Here is a 14679-nt window from a genome sequence, read left to right on the forward strand (position 1 = left end):
TGAATATTTAGACATAGAAAAACCCAATAACTTTCTGGACATTTTTTTATTTTGTCCAAGTTATTGGGTTCACTTCACCTTGGTTGTCTTTATTAATGCAATGATTGGCTATTTCCAAGAAGTTAACGCCAGTAATGCGCTTGATAAAATAAAAAAAATGTTGTCAGTTGAGGCAACTGTTATAAGAAGTGGTGAACGTTTTGATGTTCCTGCCCGTGAATTGGTCTTGGGCGATTTAGTTTATTTGGAAGCTGGCGACAATGTACCAGCTGATTTACGTCTTATTGATGTTGATAATTTACGTATTCAGGAATCTTCATTGACAGGCGAGGCAGACTCTGTTTTAAAAAATGAACATATTTTAGCAGCATCTGTGCCTTTAGCTGAGCGTAGTAATATGGCTTACGCCTCAACGGCTGTCACTAATGGTAGTGCAACTGGTATTGTTATTGCAACAGGCGTTGATACACAAATTGGTCAAATTTCTCAGAGTGTGGCTGATGTTTCAGGTAACAAGTCACCATTGACCAAAGAGTTATATGCCCTAGGACGTGGCATTTCATGGCTAATTATTGCGGTCGCCGCGGTCATGTTTGTATTGGGTTGGGCGCTTAATATTTATGATTTACCAACTTTAGTAATGGCGATTATTGCAATGATTGTTGGTTCAATGCCTGAGGGTCTGCCGGCGGCAACCTCAATTATTTTGGCGACAGGCGTGCAAAAGTTAACTAAAAAGCATGCAATTGTTAAGACATTACCAGCAGCTGAAACGCTTGGTGCCGTTGATATTATTGCTTCTGACAAAACAGGCACACTGACCAAAAATGAAATGACTATCCAAGATATTGTCATTGATGAACAACATTATACGGTCACTGGAACAGGCTATGCACCAGAGGGCGATATTCAAATCAATGGACGGGCAGTTGATGCCAAAAAAATTGCCAAGTTAGAAATGTTTCTGACTATGGGTCAGCAGGCTAATGATACTTTCCTTACGGAAGAAAATGGTTCGTGGGAAATTAATGGTGAACCAACTGATGCAGCCTTTTTATCCGCGTACTATAAAGCTTTTGGTCAAAAAGAACCAAAATTAAATGAAATTGACCGTATTCCTTTTGATTCAGATTATCGTTATATGGCTCGCTTATCTGAAAATCAACAGCAGCATCGCTTTATTGCGATTAAAGGATCCCCTGACAAATTATTTGATTTAGCAGAGAATAGTGCGACATTCCGAAGAAAATATTGGTCTGATTTAGCAGCAAAATTTGCGCAATCTGGCAAAAGAGTCATTGCTGTTGGCTATGCTGATGTTGCAGATGATGTTAATGAAGTGACGCACGAAAGCTTAAAAGCCAGTGGTATCACGTTCTTGGGGTTAGCCGCAATTATTGATCCGCCACGTCCAGAGGTTATTGATGCTATAAAGGATATGCGCCAAGCGGGTATTCACGTTAAAATGATTACCGGTGACAGCCCTGACACAGCAAAAGCAATCGGGCAGCAGCTGGGATTGGCTAACAATATTCAAACCATTACAGGATATGAAGTAGAAGCAATGACTGATGATATGTTGGCTAGTGTCGTGACAAAGTATGATGTTTTTGCTAGAACAACGCCACAAGATAAATTGCGTATTGTTGCAGCTTATCAGGCAAATGGACTAGTGACAGCCATGACGGGTGATGGCGTTAACGATGCACCCGCATTAAAACGGGCTGACATTGGTGTTGCGATGGGTGTCAAAGGCACCGATGTTGCCAAAGATTCAGCAGACATGGTTTTGGCTAATGATGATTTTTCAACCATTAAAACAGCGATCGCTCAGGGACGCCGTTTGTACGATAACATTCGTAAAACGATTTTGTATCTATTACCAACAAGTTTTGCTGAGGGATTGATTGTTGTGTTCAGCATTTTGTTACAACAACCAATGCCATTAACAGCGACACAACTTCTATGGATTAACATGGTTTCTGCGCTGACATTACAACTGGCATTTATATTTGAACCTGCGGAACCTGGTTTAATGTCTCGTCCGCCACGTAAAACATCAGATAAATTAATGAGTCGATATGATGTATTTCAAATGGTATATGTTAGTGTTATTATTGCTGCCGTTGCGCTCGCAGTATTTGAATACTTGGATAGTATGACTGGTTTTGCCGTGGCAAGCACAATGGCGGTCAACGTTATTATTTTTGGAAAGATTTTTTATCTGTTCAATATTCGAACTGCTGCGCCAGCGCTTAGCCGATCATTTTGGACAAATCCTATGGCATTTGGCGCGATTGCTGCGATGATTATCTTACAAATTATTTTCACTTATGTACCTTTTATGCAAGGTGTTTTCTCAACGGCAGGCCTTTCGTTTAATCATTGGGTTATTGTCTTGGCAACTGGTCTGATTGTATTGGTCGTGACAGAATTGGACAAATATTGACGTATGTTTAGAAGTAGGGCTTTATAAACAATTGATGTGATTTGAGAAAAAAGTGGGCACGACATACCGCTAAAGTGATAAAAATGTTGTTAATGTCTCGTGACACTATTTCTGGGTAATTCATTTTTTGAGGTTTCATAATATTAAAAACGCTACTTTTTCATTTTTTTGAAAAAGATAGCGTTTTTTAATGAATATAAATTGTGATGACAGTTATTAAGCCAAAAAAGATACCAGGGACATTAGCAATAATTACTGGCCAGTCTTTATAGGTTTTGTTCCAACCATAACCGGTCCACAAAGACGCGTTAATCATGGCTACAAAGGGTTGCAAAAAACCAACTGGATGTCCTGAAAAATTACTCATGATTTGAGGAATATAGGATATATACATTGCTATGCACATCAATGTTGCTAATCGACTGAGTAGTTTAAGCCGTTTAATTCTGTCAGATGAAATTGCCTCGTCACCTTCAGGGTATTTTGATGTATCGATTCGCATGTAAACTCCTTTTTTCTGTTAGATATAAATAATATAATACCATTCTTGAAAAATATTGCAAAAGACGGCACTATTTTCTTAAACTTGCATGACATTTTCTGAAAATAATAATCGTAAGTGAAACGGATTATTCAAGAAAATTAGTCAAATATGGTATTGCAATAAAATGATAATAAGAGTATATTAATTACAAATAGATGAGACATTGAAGAGATAAGTAAACTTACTGTGTGATTAAAGAGAACCAACGTTTGGTGAAAGTTGGTATTACAACGAAGTTGAAAATGGTCTTGGAGTCGTAAGCAGTGTGAGCTTTTAGTAAACACTACTCGGGTGCGCCCGTTAACGCGTTAGGGTATCTCGTCAGATGTACCTGTTAAGTGTCAAGCAGTAATGCTTGGCAGAATTTGGGTGGTAACGCGATTCAATCGTCCCATAATCTTTGCCTGTTAGGTGAAGATTATGGGACTTTTTTAATTTCTAATCAATACTGGGTAAATCAATATGCGAGTTAATTTTCAAAAAATATATTATTTACATGCTAACAAAATGACAACGGCTGTTTATCTGAATGGTAGTGGGGCAGTGGATGCAGTCATGTCTTTTTAATTGAACAGATAGTTAGTTTAATTAAAAGGAAAAATTATGACGAAAATTAATCAAATTTACAAAACCAAACCTGTTCCGGTTTTATCGTTTGAAGTTTATCCACCGCACCAAGAAGAAAGCGTGAAATCACTTTTTCAAACGCTAGAGGAATTGAATCCAAGGCAAGCGGGAGTTGATTTTATTAGTGTTACATACGGTGCTGGGGGCAGTGCTAATCATGAATTGACACAACACATTGCCAGCTACATCCAAAATCACTTTGGTGTAACGGCGCTTCACCATTTAACTGGTATCAACCAAACGCCAGCAACCTTGCATCATCATTTGAGTGAGATGAAAGCCGCTGGAATTGAAAATATTTTGGCCGTTAGGGGCGACTTACCGTCATCAGATTACGATAATAGTTGCTATCCATTTGCAAAAGATCTCATTACTGATATTAAAAAAGAAAATAGTTTTAGTATTGGCGCAGCGGTTTATCCGGAGGGACATGTTGATAATCCAATTACTGGAATCAGTGTCGGTGGTGTGAGAGAAAAAATTAGTGCAGGCAGTCAATTTCTCATTTCACAATTGTTTTTTGATAATAATGCTTTTTACAAAATGCAAGAAGAGCTAAAAAACAATTACATTCAGATTCCGGTATCAGCGGGCATTTTGCCTATTATTAGTCAAAAACAGGTTGAAAAGCTAACTTACATGATTGGTTCCTCTTTACCAGCCAAACTGGCTAAAATCGTGCATAAATATCAAGACAATCCAGAGGCGCTTCGGCAAGCTGGCATGGCTTATGCTATGGAACAGATTTATGATTTATTAGATCATGGGGTGGATGGCATTCACCTCTATGCAATGAATCAAGCAGACATTTTGACAACGATGTTACCAAAAATAAACGACTATATTCAGTGCAAAAATAAACGATACGCTGTTTAAAAAATCACATTTAGTAGACAATAAAAAATACAGGAGTAAGACATGAGCAATATTGTAAAATCTTCAAATTTGGGCTATCCCCGTTTAGGTGAACATAGAGAATGGAAAAAGTTATTGGAAGCTTATTGGCGTGGTGAAATTGATGATCAAAAATTTCATGAAACTGCTAAGTCATTAAGACTTAATAATTTAAAAAAGCAACGCGCATTCGGATTAGATATCATTCCGGTTGCTGACAACTCGGATTATGATCATGTTTTGGACACTATCGCGGCATTTAATCTCATTCCAACACGTTTTGGTAGTTATGACCGTCCGCTAACGCTATCAGAATATTATGCTGTTGCTCGTGGTAATAAGGAAAATGTGGCGGCGGATATGACAAAATGGTTTAATATTAACTACCATTACACTGTTCCCGAATTTGACAATACTAAACCACGCCTCTTAGATAATCGTTGGTTACGTTATTGGCAAGAAGCAAAAGAAGAATTAAATATCAACGGTAAACCAGTTATTCTGGGACCAGTCACGCTAATAAAGCTTGGTAAACTTAACGGAGAATATGTATCATCATCAGAAGATATCAATCGACTTTTGGATCAAATATTACCACTTTATGGTCAGGTTTTTCAGGAACTACAGGAAGCAGGTGTGCAGTGGGTTCAATTGGATGAACCGAGTTTAGTCAAAATTGACGACGATGCAGCTATTACGCCTTATCAGCGTGTGACAGCTTATTTACACGAGATTGCACCCAAGCTAAATGTTGAATTGCAGACGTACTTTGATTCAATCGATACTTATCAAGCTGTGGTAGACTTGCCAGTACAAGCGATTGGTCTGGACTTTGCGCATGGCAATGGCGAGAATTTAAAAAGCGTTCAGCAGTACGGTTTCCCTGAGGATAAGATATTAGCCGCAGGCATAGTTGATGGACACAATATATGGACAGCTAATTTGCAAGAAAAACTCGACTTAGCGAAAACATTGCAATCTTTGGCGCCAAATTTGTGGTTACAACCCAGCAATTCTTTGCTCCACGTCCCAATCACAAAAAAATACGAAACAGCAGCAAGCGCCGCGTTATTTGGTGGCTTAGCATTTGCTGATGAAAAGCTTCAGGAATTAGTCACGCTCACAAATGCTTTAAATGGCAACCAAGATATTGACGTTTTTGAGGACAACAAACGTGCTTTGAAAGCGCTAAAAGATTCAGAGGCACGTAACAATGTCGATGTTCAAGTAGCAATAAAGAATTTATCCAAACAACGATTTGAACGCCAATCAAAATACGCTATCCGTTCTAAAAAACAAGATGATATTTTAAATTTGCCGCTTTTACCCACGACAACTATTGGCTCTTTCCCTCAAACTGCCGTTGTGCGAGCAAAGCGTGCCGCATGGCGGAAAAAGAAAATATCTGATTCGGAATATCAAGACTTTGTTAAATCAGAAACAAAACGTTGGATCAAACTACAAGAAAAACTTGGGCTAGATGTCTTGGTGCATGGTGAATTTGAACGGACCGATATGGTGGAATACTTTGGTCAAAAGTTAGCTGGCTTTTTTGCCACGCAAAACGGATGGGTGCAGTCTTATGGCTCGCGAGGTGTTAGACCACCTGTTATTTATGGGGATGTTGATTATTTAGAACCCATTACGGTTGCTGAATCTACTTTTGCACAAGCACAAACAGATAAACCGGTGAAGGGCATGATTACTGCACCCTTGACCATTGTTAATTGGTCATTTGTACGAGATGATGTGCCGCGCGCGACAGTTCAGAATCAAATTGCTTTGGCGTTGAGACAGGAAGTCATTAATTTGGAAAGGGCTGGCATCAAAATTATTCAAGTCGATGAACCCGCATTACGTGAAGGATTACCGCTAAAAAAACGTCATTGGCAAGATTATTTGAATGAAGCTGTTTATTCATTTAAAATTACGACAACAGGTGTTCAAGATGAAACACAGATTCACACACACATGTGTTATTCAGATTTTGAAGATATTATCGACACAATATCAAACTTAGACGCTGATGTGATTTCGATTGAAACATCACGTTCCCACGGTGAAATCATTGCTGCCTTTGAAAATGCCAAGTACGATAAACAGATTGGTTTGGGTGTTTATGATATTCATTCACCAAGGATTCCCACAACCATTGAAATCGAAGACAATATTCGACGAGGATTAAAAGTAATTGATGTGAAACAATTCTGGGTTAATCCGGACTGTGGCTTGAAGACAAGAACTGAGGAACAAACAGTCGACGCATTGCGACATTTGAAAGCAGCGCGAGATGTTGTACTCGCAGAATTGCGCTGATAAAATATTGCTTACTTGCCAATTTTTAAATGGCTCTATAACTGTTAAAACCGATTACAACAACTATATTGTAAGCGGTTTTTTATTGGCTTAATTTTTAGGCATACTGTTAAAAATATGTAAACGCTTTCAATTCTGTTTGAATAATAGTATAATGAGAATATGAATAGTTAATGTTTATAGTATCTATGAACTTTCTAACTATTTGGCGACAATATTTTACTGATCGATTCAACAACTGGGTTGTTGTTTGTATTAAAAGATTAATCGTTATGCTTCGTTCATCAAGTTAATGGCTTACAATGGAGAAAGGAGAAACAAATGATGAAGACAATCGTTGTTGCTACTGATGGTAGTGACGCGGCCATGCGTGCAGTAGCATATAGTGCTAGTTTGGCCAAAAAATATGGTGCAAAAGTAGAAATTATTAGTGTTATTCAATATTCTACTGTTGCTTATCACGATGGTGGCCAAGTATTTTATGCATCCATGACTGACAGCTTAACTAAGTTAGCCAATGAAAATGTCACCAAAGCCGCCAATGTTTTGACAGAAAGTGATGTTCCGTATGATACGCACGTATTTAAGGGCGATGCGCGATTTATACTTGTTAATGAAGTCATGGAAAAATTCAAACCTGATTTGGTTGTAATGGGTAAAACAGGTACGACTTTGTTAACTCGGATGTTTATTGGTTCAACGGCGCGCTATGTTTCAGAGCGGGCAGACGCCGATGTGTTATTAGTCAAGTAGCTTGGTATATTAACGTTACGAGTATCAGAATTTAAAAAATTTTGGTGCTTTTTTATTTGTAGTGAGATGATACAGTTTAACAGGAAAATTATTTTTGAGCATGGCTGATACTGTGTTAAAAAATAGAGAATAGTACCTGTAATTATAAAAGTTGAAATTTGAATTTTTTTCTAACCAAAGTGATAAAAAAAGCGTATCATTAATAACGTAATGATTAAAACGTTTTTTTGTAAACGTTGTAGAGGGGAGAAGTTAATATGGACTTAGTCGAAGAACTAGTCAATGTTGTTGGTAAAAAAAATGTCATTACCAACAAAGCAAAATCTTTACGTTTTCGGAAAGGGTATCGCTCAGGTAAAGGCGACGCGGTAGCGGTGGTATTTCCAACTACTTTAATGGAAATGTGGCGTGTGCTTAATGTTTTGCATGATAACAATATTATCATTATTATGCAAGCGGCCAATACTAGTTTGACTGAGGGATCCGTACCAGCCCCAGGTTATGACCGTTCTGCAGTTGTCGTGAACGGCATGAAAATTAAAGATTTACAGTTAATCAATAATGGGGAACAGGCACTTGCATTCCCCGGTACGACACTGTTTCACTTAGAAAATGAATTGCGGCCACTTAAACGTGAACCGCATTCAGTAATTGGCTCATCTAATTTGGGTGCATCGGTCATTGGTGGTATTAACAACAATTCTGGTGGTGCTTTGATCCGAAGAGGTCCAGCTTATACAGAGTTATCATTGTATGTTTGGATTGATGAACATGATGAAATGCACTTAGTCAACCACTTAGGCATTGATTTAGGCAAAACGCCCGAAGAGATTATTACCAATTTGCAGAACCGTAATTTTGATTTGAATCAAGTACCAGCTACCCAACATCATGGTTCAATGTTCCATCATGAACAGGTTGTGCGTGATGTTGAATCTGATAAGCCAATTCGATATAATGCAAATCCTAAAGAATTGTATGAAGTATCTGGATCGTCCGGTCACGTTGCTGCATTGGCTGTCCGCTTAGATACGTTCCCAATGGATAAAAAAACACAAATGTTTTACATTGGAACGAACAATCCCGATGAGTTGGAAGATATTCGTCGCCACATTATGACGACCTTTAAAGAATTGCCTGTTTCTGGTGAATATATGCATAAAAATGCTTATAAAATGGCCAAGAAATATGGTAAAGACTCGCTAATTGTAATCGAAAAAATTGGAACGGGTCATTTGCCCCAGATGTTTGCGCTAAAAGCTTGGGGCGAACGCTTTTTGAAGCACATTCCGTTTTTCAAGCCTTATTTCCCAGATCGTTTGCTTCAAACGTTAAGTAATTTATTTCCTAATCAAATGCCAAAACGAATAGATGATTATTACGAAAAATACGACCATTACCTACAATTGAAAATGGCTGGTAATGGTATCGAAGAAGCGCGAGAATATCTCAAATCTTATTTTGACAAGGCAAGTGGCGACTACTTTGAAGCGGACGCCAATGAGACCAGTAAAGCGGCAACTCACCGCTACGTAACAGCTGGTGTTGCGATTCGTTATCAAGAACTGAAGCAGGATAGCATTGACATTTTGCCACTAGATATTGCGTTGGCAAGTAATGATTATAAATGGTTCGAGCATTTGCCTAAAGAAATTGAAGACAAAATAGAACACAAAATTTATTATGGTCACTTACTTGATCACGTCATGCACCAAGATTATATTCTAAAACCTGGCGTCGATGCGCATGAACTTAAAAAAGAGATGCTTAAAATTTTAGATAAGCGTCATGCTGTTTACCCAGCCGAGCACAATGTTGGACATCTATACTTGGCAGCGCCGGCCTTAATCAAGCACTATAAGAAAAATGATCCAACTAACAGTTTCAACCCAGGCGTTGGTAAACAAACAATGTCTAAGTACTGGGGCGAATACTAAAATAAAAAGTTTGTTAAAAAATAACCGTTATCGTCATTTGTTGATTCATCGGTTATTTTTTTATTAGGGACTATGCAATGTGAATGTTTTACTTTTAGGTAAAACACATTTTAGAATAATTTAGACGTTTTTGGTTTGACAATCTGTTCTGTCGTGCTAGCCTGTATAAAAGTATTTTCTTAGACAAATCATTATTTTATAAATCATTAGTAAAATCTGTTTAAAGGGCTAGTCTATTAAACTTTGTGAAACTATAATCATAAAACAAGCTGAATCATTTGATACCAAAGCAATGAGCACAAGTGAATAAATCATGAAAACGCTTGATATTAATTGTAAATTCGTATATAATTTTATTTATCGAAATGAAAGCGCTTACAAAGCTTTCATGTTTAGGAGGAAAATAGTAGCATGTCAGACAATAAAATTTCGGCTGGATTAGCGGCATTGAAAGTTATGTCAGGGTGGGGCGTCCACACAATGTATGGGATTCCATCAGGTACTTTGAGTGGTTTAATGAATGCAATGGGTGATCCAGAAAACAAAATCAAATTCTTGCAGGTTAAACACGAAGAAGTCGGTGCTATGGCAGCTGTCATGCAGTGGAAATTTGGTGGTAAATTGGGTGTGGCCGTTGGGTCTGGTGGTCCAGGTGCAACGCATTTAATAAATGGTCTTTATGATGCGGCAATGGATAATATCCCAGTATTGGCTATTTTAGGCTCTAAACCAGTACGCGAGTTAAATATGGATTCGTTTCAAGAATTAAATCAGAATCCAATGTACGATAATATAGCTGTTTATAACCGTCGTGTCGCAACCGCAGAACAGTTGCCTCACCTTGTTGATGACGCCATTCGAACTGCAATTGCCAAACGTGGCGTAGCTGTACTAGAAGTACCGGCTGATTTTGGCTTTACAGAGATTGATGCTGACTCACTTTATTCGACGCCACTGTATTCATCAGGCTTAACTTATAAAGAATATAAGTCCGCACCAGTCGATGAATCAGATATTACTGCTGCTGTCGACATTCTTAACCAAGCTAAGCGTCCAGTGATTTATGCGGGAATTGGTACGATGGGGCATGGATCAGCAGTTCAAGCATTATCTCGCAAAATGAAAGCGCCAATTATTACAACAGGTAAAAATTTTGAAACATTTGATTGGGATTTTGAAGGTTTCACTGGCTCCACTTTCCGTGTTGGTTGGAAGCCAGCTAACGAAGCTATTCTTGAAGCTGATACTGTCTTGTTTGTTGGTACAAACTTCCCATTCTCCGAAGTTGAAGGTACTTTCCGAAACGTGAATAAGTTCATACAAATTGACAATAACCCAGCAATGTTGGGTAAGCGTCATCAAAATGACGTCGCTATTCTAGGGGATGCAGGTGAAGCGATTGAGTCTATTCTAGCTAAAGTATCACCTGTAAACGATTCGCCATGGTGGCAGGCAAACGTGGCTAATGTCAAAAATTGGCGTGACTATATGAATAAACTTGAGCAAAAAACTGAAGGTGATTTACAGGCCTATCAAGTTTATAATGCTATCAATAAATACGCAGCAGATGATGCTATTTTCTCAATTGATGTCGGTAATGTCACTCAAATGTCCGTACGTCATTTGCACATGACAGACAAGAATATGTGGCGGACATCACCGTTGTTTGCCACAATGGGTATTGGCTTGCCAGGTGGAATTGGTGCCAAAAACACTTATCCGGATCGTCAAGTGTGGAACCTGATGGGAGATGGGGCATTCTCAATGACTTATCCAGATGTTGTTACCAACGTGCGCTATAAGTTACCCGTCATTAACGTTGTATTTACTAATACAGAATACGGATTTATTAAAAATAAGTATGAAGACACGAATACGTATAATTTTGGTGTTGATTTCACAGATGTTGATTATGCTAAAATTGCTGAAGCGCAAGGTGCGGTTGGCTTGACTGTTAGTCGAATTGAAGATATTGATCAGGTGATGAAAGAAGCGCTTGATTATTACAATCAAGGTCGCGTAGTTGTGGTCGATGCAAAAATCACCAAAGACCGTCCTATTCCTGTTGAAACCCTAAAACTAGACACCAATTTGTATAGCGAATCAGTTGTTGAGGCCTATAAGGAAAAATATGAAGCACATGATCTAGTGCCATTCCGTGAGTACTTAGAAGCACAAGGTATGACATCAAGATATATTAAAGACAACAACGACAATAAATATAGTTTCTAATCTTAAAAAGTAATTTCGCCCGCGAAGTTGCTTTTTTATTTTGACAAAGCATGACACTGTGGTAGTATTAAAAAAACAGGAGGATTAAAATGCTACTTTACCAAAAAAGCGTCTAATTAAATGATTACTATCATTAATTAGGAGCAAAAAAATGATCAATTATCAAATCAATCAAACAATCGCGAAAACTGATTTAATCAAATTGTACAATAGTGTCGGTTGGTTTGCCTATACTAAAACTCGTGTAAACCTTATGGCAGCTGTCACAAATTCGTTAATGGTTGTCAGTGCGTGGGCAGATAATCAATTAGTCGGATTAGTTCGCGTTGTGGGAGATGGACAGACAATTATTTTTATACAAGATATTTTAGTTGACCCGAAGTTTCAAAATCAACATACTGGCACAGAGCTAATGAATCGTGTTTTAAGTCAGTATTCAGCAGTTAGGCAAAAAGTATTATTGACTGAAGAAGCGCCTGATGTCAGGCATTTTTATGAAAAATTTGGTTTCAAATCTGCTGATCAAGGGACGCTTGTCGCTTTTTATAAAAATTTTTAACACTTTTCAATAGAAAAGCAACAATGATTTATTTTTTAATCATTGTTGCTTTTTTTTTAATTGTAAAAATATGCTGATGCTGTTTAATACTTTTTTTGATAATGAGATGCAGACTAACTATTTAATGTTCATTTTATTTATATTTAACTTATATATACTCAAGCAAGATTAGAATAATGATATGTCAAAAGGAGGTACGCGTTTTGCGATTGAAAAAAGTAAATAAAACAGATTGGTGTTTAGTTGGTATTTTGATACTAAGTGCCTTTCTGTATGGTTGGGGTATATGGGACGCTGGTAGTGCCAATAGCTACTATACAGCAGCGATTACCTCAATGACAAAAAGTTGGTCGAATTTTTGGTACGGCGCGTTTGATCCAGCAGGATTTATTACTGTTGACAAACCGCCAGTCGCATTATGGCTAATGGCCATATCAGCTAAAATATTTGGTATACACGGTTGGTCAGTTGTTTTACCAAGTGTTTTGGCGGGTATAGGATCTGTTTACTTAATGTATCAGTTATTAGCACCGAAATTTGGTGTATGGGCCGGACGAGTCGGAGCGTTAATTCTGACACTGACACCGACGGTGGTTGCTAATAGCCGTACGAATAATATGGATGCTATACTAGTATTTTTCTTGCTTTTAGCTGTATATATTTTACAAAAAGCAGTTGCTAAGAAAAATATTTGGCTCGTCATTGTCAGTTTTGGCTTGATTGGTGTGGGCTTCAACATCAAAATGTTGCAAGCGTTCATGATTTTACCAGCAATGCTTGTTTATTATTGGGTAGCAATCAAACTACCGTGGAAAAAGAAAATTGCTTGGCTAGTTGTTGGTATGGCTTCCTTATCGATTTTTACAGTAGCTTACCCATTAGCAGTTGATTCGGTTGACCAGTCTAGTCGGCCATATATTGGTAGCTCACAAACAAACTCATTAATGGAACTAGCGTTTGGATATAACGGTACTGAAAGATTGTTAGGTCAATCAACAGGAACCGGAGGTGCTTTCCCTGGTATGGGAAATACTAAAAAATCAAAAGGCACTCAAAAAAATAACGGTGCTCCGACTGGCAAAAAGCCAAGCGGGTCAGCGCCAACTGCTAAAATGACTGGCAAAGCGCCGACAGGAAAACCAAGTGGTGGGAAAGCCCCCACTGGTACGCCACCAAATCAATCTGCAAATAAAAATACCAAACAGACTAAGGGCAAGGCACCTAGTCAAGCAGGTAAAATGACTGGAAAAACACAAGGTGGACAGGGCGGTGGTAACAGTGCATTTGCCATTGGATCAGCTGGACCCTTTAGACTTTTCCAATCAGACTTGGGTTCACAAATTGGTTGGTACCTACCACTTGCAATTCTCGGACTTGTTGCTGGTTGGTTTGGATTTAGGAAGCGTGGTGCTAAATGGTACCATGTCTCTGAGGAACAATCTGAGGTTCTGCTCTGGGCAGGTTGGTTCGTTCCAGTCTATGGCTTCTTCTCAGTTGCTAGCTTCTTTCATCCATATTACACAATTATGTTAGCCCCTGCGATTGCTGCATTAACAGCAATTGGCGTGGCAGCAGTTGTGAAAATGTCTGCTCAAAACAATAAAGAATCAATGATTGCACGAATAGTTGTTAGTGTGGCCGTATTAACAACTCTTCTACTGCAAGCGTACTATGTATGGTCGTATTACCAAATTATCAGCATTGTGCTGATTATTGTAGCAATTGGCTTATCGATTTGGTGGCTATTGCCTAGACACATCAATAGCAAAATAAAAATTATTTTGTCGGCAATTAGCATTTTACTAATGGCAAGCTGGTGGTCATTAACACCAACATTGTCACATAATTCTGCAGCAATACCAGCCGCCAGTCCTTCACTTCTAAGCCAAGCTGGTGGCAGTGATATGGGTGGAGAAGTCAATAGTCAATTATTGAGTTATACCAAGAAGCACCAAGGTAATGCCAAATATTTGTTTGCCACAACTGATTCTAACTCGGCATCTGGATATATTATCAAGTCCGGTAAAGCAGTCATGGCATTAGGTGGTTATAACGGAACAGATCCAACTATGTCACTCTCTGAATTCAAAAAGCTAGTCAAGTCGGGACAACTGAAATACTTCGTAATGGGTAATAATAGTAAGACCTCGAGTGGTCAAATTAGTAAAATACTAACTTGGGTTAAAAAGAATGGTACTAAGGTCACATATAGTTCTAGCACATCAAATCAAAGTTCCTCAAGACAACAAATGGGCGGTCAATCACAAAGTTCAACATTATATGATTTATCAAATATATATGGTAGATTGTAAAATTAAACCGAACACTTGAATAAAAAAGCCGCAGCGCCTTTAATGGTAATTGTCTA

9 protein-coding genes and 1 other annotated feature are annotated in these 14679 nt (G+C 38.2%); of the genes, 8 read left to right on the top strand and 1 reads right to left on the bottom strand.

Annotated features, from left to right (window positions below):
• Nucleotides 1-34 precede the first annotated feature (34 nt).
• Nucleotides 35-2449 carry an HAD-IC family P-type ATPase gene (locus IEU71_RS08660; protein WP_241870305.1) on the top strand — a complete coding sequence of 805 codons (2415 nt, stop codon included), beginning with the start codon at nucleotides 35-37 and terminating at the stop codon, nucleotides 2447-2449.
• Nucleotides 2450-2636: 187 nt separating this feature from the next.
• Here the strand turns inward: IEU71_RS08660 and IEU71_RS08665 are convergent, their stop codons facing one another.
• On the bottom strand, nucleotides 2637-2951 hold the full coding sequence (locus IEU71_RS08665) for a SemiSWEET family transporter (protein WP_004911360.1): 315 nt from the start codon (nucleotides 2949-2951) through the stop codon (nucleotides 2637-2639).
• A 196-nt stretch (nucleotides 2952-3147) separates the two neighbouring features.
• Nucleotides 3148-3390: a binding site (T-box leader), on the top strand.
• A gap of 206 nt (nucleotides 3391-3596) precedes the next feature.
• Here IEU71_RS08665 and IEU71_RS08670 point away from each other — a divergent pair.
• The 7 genes from IEU71_RS08670 to IEU71_RS08700 all read left to right on the top strand — a co-directional run bounded on the left by IEU71_RS08670 (nucleotide 3597) and on the right by IEU71_RS08700 (nucleotide 14623).
• The gene (locus IEU71_RS08670; RefSeq protein ID WP_004911358.1) at nucleotides 3597-4496 is read left to right on the top strand and encodes a methylenetetrahydrofolate reductase; all 900 of its coding nucleotides are present in this window, start codon (nucleotides 3597-3599) and stop codon (nucleotides 4494-4496) included.
• A 42-nt stretch (nucleotides 4497-4538) separates the two neighbouring features.
• Nucleotides 4539-6830, top strand: coding sequence for a 5-methyltetrahydropteroyltriglutamate--homocysteine S-methyltransferase (gene metE, locus IEU71_RS08675; protein ID WP_004911352.1), 2292 nt, complete (start codon nucleotides 4539-4541; stop codon nucleotides 6828-6830).
• A 321-nt stretch (nucleotides 6831-7151) separates the two neighbouring features.
• Nucleotides 7152-7583 (top strand): universal stress protein, encoded by a 432-nt coding sequence (locus IEU71_RS08680; protein WP_036066512.1) that lies wholly within the window; start codon nucleotides 7152-7154, stop codon nucleotides 7581-7583.
• 257 nt (nucleotides 7584-7840) lie between these two features.
• On the top strand, nucleotides 7841-9520 hold the full coding sequence (dld, locus tag IEU71_RS08685; protein WP_036086804.1) for a D-lactate dehydrogenase: 1680 nt from the start codon (nucleotides 7841-7843) through the stop codon (nucleotides 9518-9520).
• Between the two features lie 411 nt (nucleotides 9521-9931).
• Nucleotides 9932-11752, top strand: coding sequence for a pyruvate oxidase (spxB, locus tag IEU71_RS08690; RefSeq protein WP_004911341.1), 1821 nt, complete (start codon nucleotides 9932-9934; stop codon nucleotides 11750-11752).
• Nucleotides 11753-11903: 151 nt separating this feature from the next.
• Nucleotides 11904-12311: a GNAT family N-acetyltransferase gene (locus tag IEU71_RS08695; protein WP_004911338.1), complete on the top strand. Its 408-nt coding sequence runs from the start codon at nucleotides 11904-11906 to the stop codon at nucleotides 12309-12311.
• Between the two features lie 176 nt (nucleotides 12312-12487).
• A complete protein-coding gene (locus IEU71_RS08700; RefSeq protein WP_371867081.1) occupies nucleotides 12488-14623 on the top strand; it encodes an ArnT family glycosyltransferase in 2136 nt (711 codons plus the stop codon).
• Nucleotides 14624-14679 lie beyond the last annotated feature (56 nt).

Origin of the sequence: Leuconostoc falkenbergense (assembly GCF_014634805.1) — a bacterium.
In the GTDB taxonomy this organism is placed as follows: Bacteria; Bacillota; Bacilli; order Lactobacillales; family Lactobacillaceae; genus Leuconostoc; species Leuconostoc falkenbergense.